Annotated in this window: 15 protein-coding genes and 1 pseudogene; 8 read left to right on the top strand and 8 right to left on the bottom strand. The window is 33.4% G+C overall.

The genetic code is table 11. The features are described from left to right. Positions 1 to 39 precede the first annotated feature (39 nt). Positions 40 to 1,247 (top strand): annotated as a pseudogene (locus AW14_RS09925) (multidrug effflux MFS transporter). Here the strand turns inward: AW14_RS09925 and AW14_RS09920 are convergent. Together AW14_RS09920 and ahr are read right to left on the bottom strand one after the other, a co-directional pair. Beyond that, positions 1,244 to 3,016, bottom strand: a complete 1,773-nt coding sequence (locus AW14_RS09920; RefSeq protein ID WP_044638660.1) for an ABC transporter ATP-binding protein — start codon at positions 3,014 to 3,016, stop codon at positions 1,244 to 1,246. The pseudogene AW14_RS09925 and the gene AW14_RS09920 sit on opposite strands and share 4 nt — an antisense overlap. Before the next feature lie 235 nt (positions 3,017 to 3,251). Further along, positions 3,252 to 4,256 carry an NADPH-dependent aldehyde reductase Ahr gene (ahr, locus tag AW14_RS09915; protein WP_044638659.1) on the bottom strand — a complete coding sequence of 335 codons (1,005 nt, stop codon included), beginning with the start codon at positions 4,254 to 4,256 and terminating at the stop codon, positions 3,252 to 3,254. A gap of 138 nt (positions 4,257 to 4,394) precedes the next feature. Here ahr and AW14_RS09910 point away from each other — a divergent pair, with 138 nt between their 5' ends. From AW14_RS09910 to AW14_RS09900, 3 genes are read left to right on the top strand one after another with little or no spacing between them, the layout of a single operon-like run. Beyond that, positions 4,395 to 5,009 (top strand): fumarylacetoacetate hydrolase family protein, encoded by a 615-nt coding sequence (locus AW14_RS09910; protein ID WP_044638658.1) that lies wholly within the window; start codon positions 4,395 to 4,397, stop codon positions 5,007 to 5,009. Positions 5,010 to 5,054: 45 nt separating this feature from the next. Then, a complete protein-coding gene (locus tag AW14_RS09905) occupies positions 5,055 to 6,974 on the top strand; it encodes a DUF294 nucleotidyltransferase-like domain-containing protein (RefSeq protein ID WP_044638657.1) in 1,920 nt (639 codons plus the stop codon). A 1-nt stretch (position 6,975) separates the two neighbouring features. Continuing rightward, entirely contained in the window at positions 6,976 to 7,635 is a 660-nt protein-coding gene (locus tag AW14_RS09900; RefSeq protein WP_044638656.1) for a 3'-5' exonuclease, read from the top strand. Between the two features lie 10 nt (positions 7,636 to 7,645). Here the strand turns inward: AW14_RS09900 and acs are convergent, their stop codons facing one another. From acs to AW14_RS09885, 3 genes are all read right to left on the bottom strand, one after another. After that, a complete protein-coding gene (acs, locus tag AW14_RS09895; protein WP_044638655.1) occupies positions 7,646 to 9,553 on the bottom strand; it encodes an acetate--CoA ligase in 1,908 nt (635 codons plus the stop codon). Between the two features lie 83 nt (positions 9,554 to 9,636). After that, positions 9,637 to 11,337: a sodium:solute symporter family protein gene (locus tag AW14_RS09890; protein WP_044639598.1), complete on the bottom strand. Its 1,701-nt coding sequence runs from the start codon at positions 11,335 to 11,337 to the stop codon at positions 9,637 to 9,639. A 19-nt stretch (positions 11,338 to 11,356) separates the two neighbouring features. After that, positions 11,357 to 11,611, bottom strand: coding sequence for a DUF4212 domain-containing protein (locus tag AW14_RS09885; protein ID WP_084708854.1), 255 nt, complete (start codon positions 11,609 to 11,611; stop codon positions 11,357 to 11,359). A 262-nt stretch (positions 11,612 to 11,873) separates the two neighbouring features. Here AW14_RS09885 and AW14_RS09880 point away from each other — a divergent pair, with 262 nt between their 5' ends. After that, positions 11,874 to 12,971, top strand: coding sequence for a heparan-alpha-glucosaminide N-acetyltransferase domain-containing protein (locus tag AW14_RS09880; protein ID WP_052647478.1), 1,098 nt, complete (start codon positions 11,874 to 11,876; stop codon positions 12,969 to 12,971). 79 nt (positions 12,972 to 13,050) lie between these two features. Next, positions 13,051 to 13,452: a DoxX family protein gene (locus AW14_RS09875; RefSeq protein ID WP_044638652.1), complete on the top strand. Its 402-nt coding sequence runs from the start codon at positions 13,051 to 13,053 to the stop codon at positions 13,450 to 13,452. A 69-nt stretch (positions 13,453 to 13,521) separates the two neighbouring features. On the opposite strand, the gene AW14_RS09870 is transcribed toward AW14_RS09875, so the two are convergent. The 3 genes from AW14_RS09870 to AW14_RS09860 form a co-directional block, all read right to left on the bottom strand. After that, positions 13,522 to 14,466, bottom strand: coding sequence for a phosphoribosylaminoimidazolesuccinocarboxamide synthase (locus AW14_RS09870; RefSeq protein WP_044638651.1), 945 nt, complete (start codon positions 14,464 to 14,466; stop codon positions 13,522 to 13,524). A gap of 126 nt (positions 14,467 to 14,592) precedes the next feature. After that, positions 14,593 to 15,105 (bottom strand): hypothetical protein, encoded by a 513-nt coding sequence (locus AW14_RS09865; protein ID WP_052647477.1) that lies wholly within the window; start codon positions 15,103 to 15,105, stop codon positions 14,593 to 14,595. A 196-nt stretch (positions 15,106 to 15,301) separates the two neighbouring features. After that, on the bottom strand, positions 15,302 to 16,255 hold the full coding sequence (locus AW14_RS09860; protein WP_044638650.1) for a PhoH family protein: 954 nt from the start codon (positions 16,253 to 16,255) through the stop codon (positions 15,302 to 15,304). Positions 16,256 to 16,407: 152 nt separating this feature from the next. Between AW14_RS09860 and AW14_RS09855 the strand changes: the two genes are divergently transcribed. After that, positions 16,408 to 17,271 (top strand): SAM hydrolase/SAM-dependent halogenase family protein, encoded by an 864-nt coding sequence (locus AW14_RS09855; RefSeq protein ID WP_044638649.1) that lies wholly within the window; start codon positions 16,408 to 16,410, stop codon positions 17,269 to 17,271. A 92-nt stretch (positions 17,272 to 17,363) separates the two neighbouring features. Next, positions 17,364 to 18,077, top strand: a complete 714-nt coding sequence (gldF, locus tag AW14_RS09850; RefSeq protein ID WP_044638648.1) for a gliding motility-associated ABC transporter permease subunit GldF — start codon at positions 17,364 to 17,366, stop codon at positions 18,075 to 18,077. Positions 18,078 to 18,079: the final 2 nt, after the last annotated feature.

The raw sequence follows: 18,079 nt of genomic DNA, 5'->3' as shown, positions 1-18,079 counted from the left end.
TTTAATTTTTAACTAAATTTAATACTTTAGTTTTGCATCATGCAAAAACCTCAGAATTTCAAATTTGAATTTGTGGCCCTAATGGCTTCATTAATGTCTATCGTTGCTTTATCTATCGATGCTTTACTTCCAGCATTACCAGACATTGGAGCTTCTTTAAATGTTAAAACGCCTAGCGACAATCAATTATTAATTACCATGATATTTTTAGGTATTGGTTGTGGGCAACTCATTTTTGGTCCTCTATCTGATAGTTTTGGCAGAAAACCCATTGTTTACTTTGGTTTTATGGTTTTTATTGCAGCCAGCATTGTTTGTGCAACAACTAAAAGTTTTGAAATGATGATTCTTGGTCGTATTTTTCAAGGTGTTGGCTTATCGGCTCCTAGAAGTTTAACACTATCGATGATACGCGACTCGTTTGAAGGTGATTATATGGCGAAAATAGTATCTATTGTGGTGATGTTTTTCATTTTAGTGCCTGTTATAGCGCCTACCTTGGGAACCTTTTTAATATATCTTTTTAACTGGGAATCTATTTTCTATTTTAATTTGATTTTTGGTGTATTAATCATGTTGTGGTTATGGATACGACAACCTGAAACTTTACCTAAAGAGAAACGCATTAAATTTACTTCGCATTTATTTATTGATGGTACGAAAGCTTTTTTTAAAGAAAAAGAAGCGGTTGCTTTTACCATGGTTTCTGGTTTTATTACCGGTTCGTTTATGGTATATTTAAGTACATCGCAACAAATTTTTGAAAAGCAATACAATCTCGCAAATATGTTTCCCTATATATTTGCCAGTTTGGCCATTTCTATTGGTTTGGCTACTTTTTTAAATAGTAGATTGGTTATGAAGTTTGGGATGTTTAAAATTGGCTACGCGTCATCAGTAGTATATGCCGCAGTATCGTTGCTCTATGTTTTATTATTTTGGTCTGGTAACAACCCTAGTATTTATGTTTTAGTGGGCTTTTTTGCCTTGCAATTTTTTGCCTTAGGATTTCTTTTGGAAATCTTAGAGCTTTAGCAATGCAACCTATTGGGCATATTGCAGGTATTGGTGCAGCAATAAACGGCTTTATTTCTACTGTAATGGCAGTACCTATAGCAAATTACATTGGCGGGTTTGTAAAAACATCGGTATTACCACTTTTTATTGGGTTTTCGGTTTTTGGTGTGTTTTCTGTTTTAGTTTTTATAATGGTAAGACGCAGACAAAAATTAGCCTTAAGCCTTTAAATTTTTGCTTGGTAGGTATATAAATCGTAATACCTTCCGCCAAGAGCTATTAACGCGTCGTGGTTGCCACGTTCTACAATTTTACCAGACTCAATGACTAAAATTTGATCGGCTTTTTTAATGGTGCTTAATCTGTGAGCAATAACAATGGTTGTTCTGTCTTTTATTAATTGCGTTAAACTTTTTTGAATCAAGGCCTCGCTCTCGGTGTCTAAACTTGACGTAGCTTCATCTAAAATAATAATTTTCGGATTTGCCAAAATAGCTCTGGCAATGGCTAATCGCTGTCGCTGACCGCCTGATAATTTAACACCGCGTTCTCCTATTAAGGTATCTAAACCATCATCAAACCTATCGGTAAATTCATTTACATAGGCGGCTTTTACGGCATTTTGTAAATCTGTTTCACTTGCATTTGGTCTTGGGAACAGGATGTTTTCTCTAATAGTTCCTTCAAACAAAAATTCATCTTGTAAAACAACACCTAAAAACTTACGATAGCTACTTAATTTCACTTTAGATAAATCTTGATTGTCAATGGTTACTTTTCCTGATTTAGGCGTTAAAAAGGTTGCCGATAAACCCGCAATAGTCGATTTCCCAGACCCCGAACTACCTACTAAAGCAGTAACAGAACCTGCTGGAACAGTAAAATTGATGTTATGAAGTACTTCTTTACCGGCTTCATAGGCAAATGAAACATCATTAAAAACAATGTCGCCTTTAATATTGTCTAATAAAATGGTTCGGGCTTCATTATCCTCTTCGGCGGTCATGTTCATAAGTTCTTCGGTTCTGTCTAAACCCGCAAGTGCTTCAGTTAATTGACTTCCAATATTACTCATTTGAACAATTGGAGCAATCATAAAACCAAGGATTAAAGTAAAAAACAGAAAATCGCCCGATGTCATTTCACCATGTATCATATAGTAGCCGCCAATGCCCATAATACCAGTAGTGGCAACACCAATTAAAAAAGTGGAAGCGCTTGTCATAAAAGACGTAGCAGTTAAACTCTTTTTAACATTCTCAAATAATTTTTCAACTCCTTTCTCAAAAACTTCATTTTCTTGGGCTTCGGCGTTAAATGCTTTTATAACACGAACACCTGCTAAAGTTTCTGTTAGTCGGCCTTTTACTTCAGAATTTATTTTACCACGATTTCTAAAAATGGGTCGAATGTATTTAAAAGCACGCAAGGCAATGTATCCAAATATAGACAGTGGCACAAAGACAAATAAGGTCATCCATGGATTTAGTTTAATCAAAATTATTAAAGATACAATGGCTGTAAAAGTCCCGCCAACTAGTTGCACAAGGCCCGTGCCAATAAGGTTTCTAACACCTTCTACATCACTCATAATTCGAGAAACTAAAGCCCCCGATTTTGTGTTATCGAAAAAACTTATGGGTAAAGACAGTACTTTTTTTTGTACCTGCGCTCGTAATTCACTTATTAAATATTGTGCCTGTACACTTAATATTTGTGTTAATAAAAAAGAACTCACTGCCTGAACAGCAATGGCTCCTAAAACAATGGCTATTAAACCATAAAGTTGTTTAAAATCTTTATTTGGAACGACTTCATCTAACAACAATTTACTTTGCCAAGGTAATATTAAGCCTGCTAAACTTTTAAAAACTATAAGTAATAAACCAATAAAAACCAGTTTTCGCCTCGGCCAAATAATGGTTTTAAAGGCCTGAGCCATGGTTACTTTAGATTTAGAATTTTTTGAAGTTTCTGAGGCCGATTGAAGTTGTTGCATTAAAATGTTTTAAGTAAAAAAATAAAGTGTAAAAATAAGTAATATTAAATTTAAGATGTTGTTTAGTCTAAAATAAAAAGCCACCTTAAGGTGGCTTCATTATAAAACATACTGCTTATTAAGTGCGCTTTGCTTTTTTAGCAAGTTTAGCTGCTTTTTTCTCTTTTGGTGTTAAAACAGGTGCTTTTTTAATATTCTTCTTAGTATCCATTGATTTTGACATAATTTCTATTTTTTATGCTTTTAATACGAGTCTAAATCTAGCTTTTCCAGCTTCTAAATGTTCGATAGCCTTGTTTACGTCGTCCATTTTGAATTCCTCTACAGTTGGATAAATATCATGTCTTACACAAAATTCTAACATTTTACGGGTTAAAGCGATACTTCCAAGAGGACTACCTCCAACCGATTTTTCTCCCATTATTAAACTAAATGCCGGAATGGCCATGGGTTCTAATACAGCACCAACTGTATGCAACTTACCTTGGGGTGCCAGCGTTGTTAAAAAGGAATTCCAATCTAAGGAGACATTGGTTGTATTTAAAATGAAATTGAGCGAGCCTGCAATACTTTCTAGCGCTTCAGGCTTGGTTGAATCGATAACGCTATGCGCGCCCATTTTTAAAATTTCTTCTTTTTTATTAGGATTGGAACTAAAGGCGATAACCTCGCAGCCCCAAGCTTTTAAAAATTTAATAGCCATGTGCCCTAAACCACCTACACCAATAACACCTACCTTGTCTGTAGGTTGCACACCCGATAAAACTATGGGATTAAAAACGGTAATACCACCACAGAATAAGGGTCCCGCTTTGGCCATATCGAGACCTTCAGGCAATGGTGTAACCCAAGACCAGTGACCTCTTACGGCATCGGCAAATCCGCCATGTCGCCCAACTATGGTTGCTTCGGCCGAACCACATAAATGTTGTTTCCCGTCTAAACATTGGTTACAATGCATACAAGAGGCAGAATACCAACCCAAACCAACTTTATCGCCAATTTTTAAACCTTTAACCTCAGTACCAAAACCAATAACTTCTCCAACAACTTCATGTCCAGGCACTAAGGGGTATTGCGACATGCCCCAATCGTTGTTTATCATACTTAAATCGGAATGACAAATTCCACAATAATGGACTTTTATATCGACTTCCTCCTTGCCTATTTCTGGCAAGTTATAAGTTATTTTCTCTAGTTTTGCACCTTGTTCTTTAGCGGCATATGCATGTATTTTCATAGTGTTTTTAAATTTATTTTATAGACCTATAAGATACTTAAAAAAAGTCGGTGTTTTAAAAAAAATGCAGATGGAATTAAATTAATTTACACATCTAAATTCACTAAATTTACATTATTAATTTAAACTATAAACACAATGAAAATACTTGCCATTGGTAAAAACTATGTAGGCAACTTAGAAGAAATAAGTGCGAATAAAACTGGAAATCAGATTATATTTTCTAAACCAGAATCTAGTTTAGTAACCAATAACCAAGATGTTATTTACCCTAGTTTCACTAACCAATTAATGTATGAAGTCGAATTGGTAATTAAAATTGGCAAAAAAGGTAAAGATATTGGTCTGGAAAATGCTGCTTCTTATATTTCTGAAATTGGACTTGGTATAGATTTTACTGCTAAAGATATTTTTAATGCCTACAGAGAATCTAAAGGGCCATGGGACTTAGGAAAAGGTTTTGATGGCGCTGCTCCTATTTCTACCTTTAAACCAGTTTCTAATTTTCCAAACCTAAACGATATTAACTTTAACTTGGTTATAAACGGTGAAGAAAAGCAAATTGGAAACACGGCGTTTATGATTTACAATTTTAGTGATATTATCGCTTTTACTTCGAAGTTTATGACTTTAGAGCCTGGAGATTTAATTTTTACTGGAACGCCAGCGTCTGGCACAGGCGAAATAAAAAAAGGAGATCATTTACAAGCTTCGCTTGAAGGTGATTTAATTTTAAATTTTAAAATGATTTAATTAAAACCTCCATTTCGTAATAATTATAATTGAAAAACATCACGAATGAAAAATTCGATTGCTGAACGCGTTTACGATTTTTTAAAAACATATCCTCCTTTTAACTTATTAAAAGCAGATGATTTACTTGCTATTTCAACCCAAGTATCCATTTTGTATTTAGAAAAAAGCGATAATTTATACGAAAAAGGCGAATCGTTTAAAAACCAGTTTTATATTGTTCGAAATGGAGGTATTGCCTTATTACATACTAAAAGCAATAACATACAGGAGGTTATAAATATTTGTGATGCCGGAGATGTTTTTGGGGTACGGCCACTTATTGCAAAAGAAAATTACAAATTAACAGCCAGTGCTAACGAAGAATCTATTGTTTATGCCGTACCTATTGAAATATTTCAGTCGGTTACAAACAATAATGCTAGTGTTCAAAAATTTTTAATTACAGCCTTTGCTACCAATGCTTACGACCCATATACAGCCGAAGAATATGGTAAAATTTTTGTTGATTACCTTCCAAATAATCCCCAAGACATTGTAAACTTTCAAACGGCGAATTACTCTAAAAACCCAATTACTTGCGATACCACAGCGACTTTAAAAGAAGCTGCAATAAAAATGAGTGCCCACAAAATTGGTTGTATTATCGTTGTAGACAACGAAAAACGGCCAACGGGTATTATTACAAACAGTGATATTAAAAATAAAATTGCCACGGGATTATACCCAATTGATACATCGGTTAAAAATATTATGTCTTCTCCTGTTTATACAAATAAAAAAGATTTAACGGTTGCCGATGGTCAATTACAAATGATAAAACATAATATTGGGCATTTATGTATCACTAAAGACGGTACAGTAAATTCCAAACTCATTGGTGTATTAACGCATCATGATATTTTAGTAACCCTAGGTAATAGTCCTTCTGTTATTTTAAAAGAAATTAAACGAGCCAAGCGAACCAAAACACTTCGTGCGGCAAGACTTAAAGCAAATGCGCTTTTAAAGAGTTATTTAGAACAAAGTATTCCTCTTTCACACATTATAAAAATAATTTCTCAAATTAATGATACCGTTACAATTCGTGCCATAGAAATAGCTTTAAAAAAAATGCCAAGTCCACCACCTGTGGCTTTTGCTTGGTTGGCTATTGGCAGCCAAGGACGAAAAGAACAACTCCTGTTTACAGACCAAGATAATGCCATTGTTTTTGCAAATGTAGATGATGAAAACTACGAAGCAACACAAAAATATTTCCTGGAATTAGCAAAACATGTTACAAAATCGTTAAACAAAATAGGTTTCGAATATTGCGAGGCCGATATGATGGCGAGTAACACAGAGTGGTGCAAATCAATATCCGAATGGAAGCACCAATTTAATGATTGGATTTTAAGTCCCGATGAAAAAGCCATTTTACTGGCATCTATATTTTTTGATTACAGTTGTGTTTATGGCGATTCTTCTCTTACCGATGAACTTACAGAATTCATTTACAAAACCTTAGACGAATCGGCTCTTTTCTTTAAATTTTTAGGAAGAGATGCGCTTAAAAACCCGTCACCTTTAGGCTTTTTCAGACAATTTGTTTATGAAAAAAGTGATGATAAAAAAGACCTTTTTAATATAAAAAGTCGTGCCCTTATGCCTCTAATTGATGCTGCTAGATTGTTAACTTTATTTAACAAAATTAAAAGTGTTAACAATACTTACGAGCGCTATGAAAAATTAGCTGAAATAGAGCCAAACAATAAAGAACTCTACGAATCTTGTTCGTATGCTTTTAAGGCCTTATCGAAATTTAAAACCAAACAAGGACTATTACACAACAACTCAGGTAAGTTAATAGAAATTGAAAGTTTAACTAAAGAAGAACAGCTTAAATTAAGACGTTGTTTTAAGCCAATTAGTGAAATTCAAGAAACTTTAAAGCTGAAGTTTGATTTAAAAAACTTTGTTTAATATGTTGTTTGATTGGTTATTTAGAAAAAAAACAGGGTATCCAGATTTTTGGAAAGTATATCTGTCTCATTTTAAAAATAAATCGAAATCAGATATTACAGACACCCGGTTTGTTGCTTTCGATACCGAAACCACAGGTTTAGATGTTAAAGAAGATCGTGTTTTATCTATCGGTGCTGTTTCTATTATTAATAAAAAAATTGAAGTAAGTAATACCTTCGAAATTTATTTGGAGCAAAACATTTTTAAACCAGAAACCGTAAAAATTCATGGTTTAATGCGCAATGGTTCTGAAAAAAAAATTAGTGAATTAGACGCTATAAAACTGTTTTTAGACTACATAAAAGACGCCATCATTGTTGCGCATCATGCAAGTTTCGATAAACGCATGATTAATGAAATATTACTAAGACACGGTTTAGGAAAGCTTAAAAACAAATTTATTGATACGGGTGTGCTTTACAAGCGGTCTTTACACATTATCTATCAAGAAAACACAAAACCCTATTCTCTGGACTATTTGTGTAAAGAATTAAATGTACCTACAGTAGATAGGCACACCGCCACCGGCGATGCGCTTATCACAGCATTGGTGTTTTTAAAAATATTAAGTCGTTTAGATAAAAGAAAACATCTAAACTGGGGCTATTTACTTAAATAATACGTGTGTTTTAAAGCGCATTATCTATAATATCCTGAACCACTTCTGGGTTTAATAAGGTACTGGTATCACCCAAATTACTAGTGTCGTTACAAGCTATTTTACGTAAAATACGACGCATAATTTTTCCAGAACGGGTTTTTGGTAATCCGCTGGTAAACTGAATTTTATCTAGTTTAGCAATGGGTCCAATGTGTTCTGTTATAATTTGATTAATCTCTTTTCTTAAGTTATTTTGGTCTCTGCTTTCTCCTGTATCTTTAAGAATAACATAACCATATAGGGCATTTCCTTTAATGTCATGAGGAAAACCAACGATGGCAGATTCTGATACTGCTGGATGTTCGTTAATAGCATCTTCAATAGGTGCGCTACCTAAATTGTGTCCCGATACAATAATAACATCATCAACACGACCCGTAATTCTGTAATAACCTACCTCATCTCTTAAAGCTCCATCTCCTGTAAAATATTTATTTTCGAAAGCCGTAAAATAAGTATCTCGATAACGTTCGTGGTTACCCCAAATAGTTCTGGCCATACTAGGCCAAGGGAATTTAATACACAAACGGCCTTCCACTTGATTTCCTTTAAGTTCGTTTCCCTGTTCGTCCATTAATGCAGGCTGAATACCAATAAATGGTAAAGTAGCATAGGTTGGTTTGGTTGGTGTTACAAACGGTATGGGAGTAATCATAATACCGCCTGTTTCAGTTTGCCACCAGGTATCTACAATCGGACTGTTTTTCTTTCCGATGTTGTCGTTATACCAATGCCAGGCTTCTTCATTAATAGGTTCTCCAACAGATCCTAAAACTTTTAATGATGATAAATTGTGTTTTTCAATTAAATCGACACCTTCTTTTGCTAAGGCTCGAATAGCTGTTGGTGCGGTGTAAAACTGGTTTACTTTATGCTTTTCAACAATGTCCCAGAAACGTCCAAAATCTGGATAACTTGGAACGCCTTCAAACATCAGAGACGTTGCGCCGTTTGCTAACGGACCATACACTATATAACTATGGCCTGTAATCCAACCAATATCGGCAGTACACCAATACACATCATGTTCTCTGTATTGAAATACATTTTTAAAAGTGTATGCAGTATAAACCATATACCCCCCAATGGTGTGAACCATACCTTTGGGTTTTCCAGTAGATCCCGATGTGTAAAGAATAAATAGTGGATCTTCAGAATCCATAATTTCAGCTTTACAAAAATCTGAAGCTTGGTCTAAAAGAGGTTGCAACCAAACATCGCGACCTTCTGTCATGGAGATATTTGAGTGTATACGTTTAGCAACCAAAACAGATTGCACACCCGGACAATCTTCTAAGGCATCATCAACAATGCCTTTTAAATCGATAGTTTTAGGGCCACGATAAGAGCCATCACTGGTAATTACCATTTTACAATCACTGTCATTTATTCTTGTTGATAGCGCTGTTGAAGAAAATCCTGCAAAAACAACCGAATGAATTGCTCCTATTCTCGCACAAGCTAAAACAGAAATGGCCAATTCTGGAATCATTGGTAAATAAATACAAACGCGATCGCCTTTTTCTATGCCTTTATCTTTTAAAACATTAGCAAATTTATTTACGCGTTTAGATAATTCTTTATAAGAAATATGCTCTGCAGGTTCATTAGGATTATTAGGTTCGAATAAAATAGCTGTTTTGTCGCCACGGGTTGTTAAATGTCTGTCGATGCAATTTTCGGTAATATTTAGTTTGGCACCTTCAAACCATTTAACTTCGGGCTTAGAAAAATCCCAACTTAAAACATTTTCCCATTTTTTTCGCCACAAAAAATGTTCTTCGGCGACCTCTTCCCAAAAATTTTCAGGCTCTCTTATAGATTTTCTATAAACTTGATAATATTCTTCTAAATGTTTTATGTGATAATTACTCATTTTCTTTTTCTGTTGATTTGTTTATGCGTTTATTTTTTTAATTGATGAACTGTATAATTTTTAATTATTCATTATGAATTGAACTAATGCCCGGTAGCTTCTCCTGCTCCACTAGGAATTCTAATTAGTTCTACAATTTCTTGAACATCTTGTGGTGGCTCTGGTGTAAATTTCATTACAACAATTGATACTACAAAATTTAAAATCATGGCCACGGTACCAAATCCTTCTGGAGAAATACCAAACCACCATGCACTTTTATCGGGTAAAACCTCATCAAACCATCCTAATCGGTATTTAACCATATAAAGTAACATCGATGTTATACCTACAACCATTCCGGCAACGGCACCTTCTTTATTCATTTTCTTGTAAAAAATTCCTAAAATAATAGCTGGAAAAAATGATGCTGCAGCCAAACCAAAGGCTAAAGCTACGGTAGCAGCAACAAAACCAGGCGGATTAATTCCGAAATACCCTGCAACGCAAACAGCCACAACCGCAGACAAACGCGCTGCTAATAATTCGCCTTTTTCAGAGATATTAGGATTAACCATTTTCTTAATTAAATCGTGAGAAACCGATGATGAAATTACTAATAATAAGCCTGCTGCTGTAGACAATGCTGCTGCTAGTGCACCTGCAGCTACTAGAGCAATAACCCAGTCTGGTAATTGCGCTATTTCTGGATTTACCAGTACCATAATGTCGTTATCTACAACTAATTCGTTTTTAGATTTGTCTGCAACGTATTGAATAACCCCATCATTATTTTTATCATTAAAAGTAATTAGGCCAGTTGTTTCCCATTTTTTAAACCATTCCGGCATATTACGATACTCTTTATTAGAAACGGTTTCAATCATATTTTTTCTTGCAAAAACAGCCACAGCCGGAGCTGTAGTATATAAAATAACGATAAGTAATAAAGCTAAACCAGCCGATTTACGAGCATCTTTAACACGTTTAACAGTAAAAAAGCGCACGATTACATGTGGCAATCCTGCTGTACCCACCATTAAAGCTAAGGTAATTGCAAATACATCAATTACCGATTTGGAACCTTCTGTGTATTCGTTAAAACCAAGATCGGTACTTAAGCCATCTAATTTATCAAGCAGATAAGTTCCTGAACCATCTGACAAGGTACTTCCAAAACCTAATTGCGGAATAGGATTACCTGTTATTTGTAAAGAAATAAAAATGGCAGGTACCATAAAAGCAAAAATCAAGACACAGTATTGAGCGACTTGAGTATATGTGATGCCTTTCATGCCACCTAAAACGGCGTAAAACAAAACAATAAACATCCCAATAATTACACCAGTGTTTATATCGACTTCTAAAAATCGAGAGAACACCAAACCTACACCACGCATTTGTCCGGCAACATAAGTAAATGATACTAAAAGTGCACAAATAACGCCAACAAATCTGGCCGTGTTAGAATAGTATCTGTCTCCAATAAAATCTGGCACTGTAAACTTTCCGAATTTACGTAAATAGGGCGCCAACAATAATGCTAGCAAAACATATCCTCCAGTCCACCCCATTAAGTAAACGGCACCATCATAGCCCGCAAAAGAAATAATTCCTGCCATAGAAATAAAAGAAGCTGCACTCATCCAATCTGCTGCGGTTGCCATACCATTTGCTAAAGGAGAAACGCCACCACCGGCAACATAAAATTCTTTTGTAGATCCGGCACGCGTCCAGATTGCAATTCCAATATATAAGGCAAAAGTTAATCCTACAATAATATACGTCCAGTTTTGAACTCCAATACCTGCTTCTAAAAACAAATTATTCATCATATCCGTATTTTTTATCAAGTTTATTCATTAAACGAACATATACGAAAATGAGAATAACAAATACATACATAGAACCCTGTTGGGCAAACCAAAAGCCCAATTTAAAACCTCCAATTTTAATTTGATTAAGGGTGTCTTTGAATAAAATTCCAGCACCATAGGAAACTAAAAACCATATAAATAAAAGCACCAATAGATACCTTAAATTTATTTTCCAGTAAGCATTCGCTTTACCTTTAGTCATGTTTATTATTTTAATTTAGTTGATAGTTTTAATATTAATTTAACAGGTTTATTAAAATTTAACATTGCAGTTGGTTAATCTGCAATTTTAATAAGATATGTTTGATTAAGCTCTAATATAACACTTACTAAGTAAAACACAATTTTATTGAAAAAATTAATATTTAAAATACTGTTAAATTTTTGAAATAAATAATATACTTTCGTTACTATTTTAAATTAAAATTTAAAAGTATATTTATATTATTAAAACCAACTATTTAGTGCAAACAAGTCGCCTATATTTTATTGATGCTGTTCGGGCTTTTGCCATTTTAATGATGCTTCAAGGACATTTTATTGATACGCTATTAGAGCCTGTTTACAGAGTAGACACAAGTACAGCTTATAGAATCTGGTCGTATTTTAGAGGTGTTACAGCACCAACATTTTTTACAATTTCTGGATTGGTATTTACCTATTTACTTTTAAAAGCAAATGCAAAAGGCGATGACCAACCTCGTATAAAAAAAGGATTATTTAGAGGATTACTCTTGCTAGGAATAGGTTACAGTCTTCGTATAAATTTAGTAAGTTGGTTTTCAGGTTATTTTAACACTTACTTTTTAGTTATCGATGTATTACAATGTATTGGACTGTCATTAATAATTTTAGTTTGTCTACATGTCTTATTTAAAAATTATTCCTATTTATTTTCTGTTGTTTTATTTTCCGTTGGTTGTATATGTTTTGTTTCAGAACCATTATATAGAAACTTAGAAGTAACTAATTTACCGCTTATAATTTCTAATTACATCACTAAAATAAATGGCTCTGTATTTACTATTTTACCATGGTTTGGATATTCGGCCTTTGGTGCTTTTATTTCTACTGTGTTTTTTAGACATGTACATCGTAACCAATTTAAAATTTTTACCGTAGTAACTTTTTTTGTGGCTGGTTATTTTTTAATGTATTATTCATCTTGGTTATTGTTGAGACTGCATTACTTAACTAATATCGATTTATTAAAATTAAGTGCCGATTATAATTACCTATTTACGCGATTAGGAAATGTTTTGGTATTATTTGGAATATTTTACTCATTAGAAAATTATTTGAAACAATCTATAATAGGAAGAATTGGAGAAAAAACACTTTCTATTTATGTAATACACTTTATTATTCTTTATGGAAGTTTTACGGGATATGGTTTAAAACGATTTTTTAATAAAGCATTAAATCCTACGGAAGCTATTTTTGGTGCGATCCTATTTGTAATTGTTGTTTGTATTATTTCGTTTTATTATGCTCGAACAAATCATTTTGTGTACAATCTGGCTCGTAAAGTAGTAGATAAATTAAAAAAAACAAAACCATAGCATCTCTCTTTATATTTATTAATCTATATTATTTTTATTACTGCCTTTAGTTAGTTTCTTTGTGAAAAATATTTAAAATATGAAAAGAAATTTAGCTCTAGGATTATTAATACTCAGATTGTCAGTTGGTATTTTAATGTTACTTCATGGTTTAGCCAAATTTGGAGGTGCTTTAACGTTTATTGAAAGTATGCTTATTGAAAAAGGCTTGCCTGGATTTTTAGCTTACGGTGTTTTGGTTGGTGAAATTATAGCGCCTGTTGCTATAATTGTGGGTTTTAGAACCAGAATTGCAGCTTTTATTTTTGTTATAAATTGTCTTGTTGCTATGCTTTTAGTACATAGTAACGATATTTTTAGCATGAGCGAACATGGCGGATGGGCTTTAGAACTTTTAGGTATATACATGTTTGGTGCACTAGCTCTTGTTTTTACTGGAGGTGGCACTTATGCTGTTTCAAAAACCAATAGCTGGGATTAAATAAAACTGTTTATATACAAAAAGCCCATGCTGTTGCATGGGCTTTTTTGTTTTTATAATTTATAAATTCTATTTTAAATATTCCAGAACATTGGCTTCAATACGCTGCTGGATATTACTAACATCGGCTTTAATAAATTTTTCACCAGTAATATTTTCATAAAGTTCAATATAACGCTCACTTACGGAAGTTATATAGTCATCGGTCATTTCTGGAACAACCTGTCCTTCTAACCCTTGAAAATTATTAGCAATTAACCATTGACGAACAAATTCTTTACTTAATTGCTTTTGTGCTTCACCTTTATCCTGACGTTCTTGGTAACCTTCAGCATAAAAATAACGAGAAGAATCGGGGGTGTGTATTTCGTCAATTAATACAATTTTACCATCTTTTGTTTTTCCGAATTCGTATTTGGTATCGACTAAAATTAAACCTCTACTAGCGGCAATTTCTGTTCCTCTTTGAAATAATTTACGTGTGTAATCTTCAAGAACTAAATAATCTGCTTCACTAACAATACCACGTTTTAAAATATCTTCTCTGGATATATCTTCGTCGTGATCGCCCATTTCTGCTTTTGTTGCTGGTGTAATAATGGGCTCTGGAAAAGCATCATTTTCTTTCATCCCTTCTGGCATAGCAACACCGCAAAGCATGCGCTTTCCTGCTTTGTATTCGCGAGCAGCATGACCAGACATGTAGCCTCTTATAACCATTTCAACTTTAAAAGGCTCACATAAATGACCTACAGCAACATTGGGATCTGGAGTTGCAGTTAACCAGTTAGGAACTAAATCTTCGGTAGCAGCCATCATTTTGGTTGCTATTTGGTTTAAAATTTGTCCTTTATAAGGAATTCCTTTAGGCATTACTACATCGAATGCAGATAACCTGTCGGTTGCAATCATAACCAATTCTTGGTCGTTTATGTTGTAAACTTCTCTCACTTTTCCTTTGTAAACATTTTTTTGTCCTGGAAAATTAAAATTGGTTGCTGTAATTGTATTCATTAGAAGTGGCTAGTTATTAATTAATGCAAATGTAATTTGTTTCGTTATGTTAAACAATAACTAAATAAAAAAAGGAGAAATAATCATTCTCCTTTTTAAAATTATGTATTGTATTGAAGCTATTTATTAGAACCTAATATTGTAGGTAACGCCCAATCCAACTGTTTGTAAATCGATATCGTTTTCTGCAAACGTATTTTGATAAAAAGCATAAATATTCCAATCTCTGTTGTGATATCCTATTTGAGGGTTTACATAAAGACCACCATCATTATTATTGGCGTTAGTTAAAAACCCATATCCTAGATCTGTACCTAAAAACAAGCCGCTTGGTGTAAAATAGTAGCGTACAAAACCCGCTAATGGCACAATTCCAAAATCATCTACACCATCTTTACCAAAATAATGGCTATAACCAGATGCCACACCAATACCTAAATTGGGATTAAATAAATATTGTCCTCGAAGATCGACTCCCATGTTAAAAGATGATAAATCGCTGGCGTCTCCCAGAGGCACACCTGCTGTTAGTCCGGCCTTAAGCCAAGAATTGTCTGATGTGATATCAATATCATTTTGCTGTGCATAAATAGTGTTAAATCCTAATAGTAATCCTGTAATTAAAAATAACTTTTTCATATTGTTTTGATTTAAAATTTATACTGCAAATCTCGGGTATAAGTACAGTTAATACTTTACAGGATTTTTTTTAAAATTTACAGAATTAAAACTTTTTTCTATAGCAAAAACAAATAATATATTGATTTATGGAGTTATACAAAAAAAAGCCTATTAATTTAAATTAACAGGCTTTTGTATATAAATTCGTTTTTAATTAATCTCTGTTTTCTATGTTCTTGTAAGCTTCAATAACTTTCTTAACTAATTTATGACGGATAACATCTTTATCATCTAAAAATATCATACCCACGCCTTCTACATCTTTCAAAATTAAAAGTGCTTCTTTCAATCCAGAAATGGTACGACGAGGTAAATCTATTTGTCCGGGATCGCCCGTTAATAAAAACTTCGCATTTTTACCCATACGAGTTAAAAACATTTTCATTTGGTTATGGGTTGTGTTTTGTCCTTCATCTAAAATTACAAACGCATTATCTAAAGTACGACCGCGCATAAAAGCTAATGGAGCAATTTGAATGGTACCGTTTTCAATATACATCGCTAATTTTTCGGCAGGAATCATATCGCGTAGGGCATCATATAGAGGTTGCATGTACGGATCTAGTTTTTCTTTCAAATCACCTGGTAAGAACCCAAGGTTCTCCCCTGCTTCAACCGCTGGCCTGGTTAAAATAATTCGTTTAACCTCCTTGTTTTTTAAAGCCTGCACAGCTAGCGCAACACCTGTATACGTTTTTCCCGTTCCAGCTGGACCAATAGCAAAAACCATATCGTTTTTACGCATAAGCTCAACCATTTTACGCTGATTTGTTGTTTGGGCTTTAATCATTCTGCCATTTACACCATGTACAATAACTTCTCCACTTTGTTGTGAAGTCGCATAGTCGTCGCTACTATCGCTTGATAGCACGCGCTCTATGTTGTTTTCGTCTAGTTTATTGTATTTAGCAAAATGTTTTAAAAGCATGGTTATTTTGCTGTCGAAGACTTCTAGCAATTCTTCATCGCCAAAGGCTTTAATTTTATTTCCGCGAGCCACTATTTTAAGCTTTGGAAAATATTTTTTTAGAAGTTCGATGTTGGCATTCTGTGCTCCAAAAAACTCTTTTGGAGTGATTTCTTCAAGTTCAATAATGATTTCGTTCAAAGGGGTCGATTTAAATTAAAATTACTTCTAAGATTAATTAAAATAATATTTAATCTGAAGAAATGATTTATTAGTTTTGTTCTGTCTCGTTTCAATCAAAAATACATAAATTTAAAAGACATAACTACAAAAACATATCAACAATTTTGCCAATGGCGATTATAACTTTAACTACAGATTTTGGACAAAAAGATCACTTTACTGGCGGGACAAAAGGCGCTATACTAAGTGAATTACCTGATGTTAAAATTGTTGATATCTCACACAATGTTTCGCCTTTTAATATTTTAGAAGCCGCATACATCATTCAAAACGCTTATGTTAGTTTTCCAAAAGGAACCATACATATTATAGGTATAGATTCTGAACTTAATCCGGAAAACAAACACATAGCCGCTAAATTAAACGATCATTATTTTATTTGTGCCAATAACGGCATATTAAGTATGATTTGTTCTGAAATAGCACCAGAGAAAATAGTAGAAATTAATATTCATGATAAAATTCAAACGAGTTTCCCTGTTTTGGATGTTTTTGTAAAAGTGGCCTGCCATATAGCGCGTGGTGGTACACTGGAAGTTATAGGAAAACCAATTACAAATATTAAACCTATAAAAAACATTCTGCCTTATGTTAACGACGACAAAAACCAAATTATAGGCAGTGTTATTTATGTCGATAATTACGGAAATGTTATTACCAACATTAAACGTAGCTTTTTTGAGGTGATTCAAAAAGGGCGTGCCTTTGAGATATCGGCGCGTAATTATAAATTCAAAAAAATACATAATAAATACAGTGATATCGTCAATTTTAATCTTTCGGAAGATAAACGTCACGACGAAGGCAGAGGCTTGGTCGTTTTTAATTCGGGAGGCTTTTTAGAAATTGCGGTTTATAAAAGTAATAGTGCCACGGTTGGAAGTGCTTCTACTTTAATGGGATTAAATTTAATGGATACGGTAAGCGTTAATTTTATATCGTCGTCTGTGCTTCCTAAAATTTCAGAAAATTAGGTATAATGTTAACAACAAATGCAAAAACTATTCATTTCAAAATAAAAACAATTAATTTTGAAGCTTATTAAAATAACCCACACATAAAGTACATGTTTGCCATTTTAAAAAAAGAAATAAACTCATTTTTCGCCTCACCAATAGGTTATCTTGTTATTGGTGTTTTTTTACTTTTAAATGGTTTGTTTCTTTGGGTTTTTAAAGGCGAATTTAATATTCTCGATTATGGTTTTGCAGACTTATCATCATTCTTTTTACTAGCGCCATGGATTCTTATGTTCCTCATACCAGCAGTAACTATGCGCAGTTTTGCCGATGAAAAAAAACAAGGCACCTTAGAGCTTTTGCTAACCAAACCTATTTCGCATTTAAACATTGTTTTAGGCAAATATTTTGGTGCATTTGTACTTATATTAATTAGTTTAACCCCAACCCTTTTATATGTTTTTACGGTGTATCAATTAGGAAATCCGGTTGGAAATTTAGATATGGGTAGCACCTTGGGGTCGTATTTCGGACTCCTTTTTTTAATAGCTGCTTACACCGCTATTGGTATTTTTACATCGTCTTTATCAGACAATCAAATTGTTGCTTTTATAATTGCTGTCGTGCTTTGTCTTCTATTTTATATTGGTTTTGAAGGCATTTCAGAATTCACTTCTAGTAATTTTATAGAACAATTGGGTATGAATATTCACTTTAAAAGTATGAGTCGAGGTGTCCTCGATACCAGAGATATTATATATTTTATAAGCTTAACTATTTTCTTTTTAATTCTAACGAAATTAAATATTAACAAAAATTAAAA

Source organism: Siansivirga zeaxanthinifaciens CC-SAMT-1 (assembly GCF_000941055.1).
Taxonomy (GTDB): Bacteria; Bacteroidota; Bacteroidia; order Flavobacteriales; family Flavobacteriaceae; genus Siansivirga; species Siansivirga zeaxanthinifaciens.
This window is presented reverse-complemented; position numbering and strand designations above follow the sequence as displayed.

Excerpts from the sequence above, each read along its gene's own strand:
- AW14_RS09870 (WP_044638651.1), bottom strand. The coding sequence starts at position 14,466 with ATGAATACAATTACAGCAACCAATTTTAATTTTCCAGGACAAAAAAAT.
- ahr (WP_044638659.1), bottom strand. The coding sequence starts at position 4,256 with ATGAAAATACATGCATATGCCGCTAAAGAACAAGGTGCAAAACTAGAG.
- AW14_RS09910 (WP_044638658.1), top strand. The coding sequence starts at position 4,395 with ATGAAAATACTTGCCATTGGTAAAAACTATGTAGGCAACTTAGAAGAA.
- AW14_RS09875 (WP_044638652.1), top strand. The coding sequence starts at position 13,051 with ATGAAAAGAAATTTAGCTCTAGGATTATTAATACTCAGATTGTCAGTT.
- AW14_RS09920 (WP_044638660.1), bottom strand. The coding sequence starts at position 3,016 with ATGCAACAACTTCAATCGGCCTCAGAAACTTCAAAAAATTCTAAATCT.
- AW14_RS09885 (WP_084708854.1), bottom strand. The coding sequence starts at position 11,611 with ATGACTAAAGGTAAAGCGAATGCTTACTGGAAAATAAATTTAAGGTAT.
- gldF (WP_044638648.1), top strand. The coding sequence starts at position 17,364 with ATGTTTGCCATTTTAAAAAAAGAAATAAACTCATTTTTCGCCTCACCA.
- AW14_RS09900 (WP_044638656.1), top strand. The coding sequence starts at position 6,976 with ATGTTGTTTGATTGGTTATTTAGAAAAAAAACAGGGTATCCAGATTTT.
- acs (WP_044638655.1), bottom strand. The coding sequence starts at position 9,553 with ATGAGTAATTATCACATAAAACATTTAGAAGAATATTATCAAGTTTAT.
- AW14_RS09865 (WP_052647477.1), bottom strand. The coding sequence starts at position 15,105 with ATGAAAAAGTTATTTTTAATTACAGGATTACTATTAGGATTTAACACT.
- AW14_RS09855 (WP_044638649.1), top strand. The coding sequence starts at position 16,408 with ATGGCGATTATAACTTTAACTACAGATTTTGGACAAAAAGATCACTTT.
- AW14_RS09905 (WP_044638657.1), top strand. The coding sequence starts at position 5,055 with ATGAAAAATTCGATTGCTGAACGCGTTTACGATTTTTTAAAAACATAT.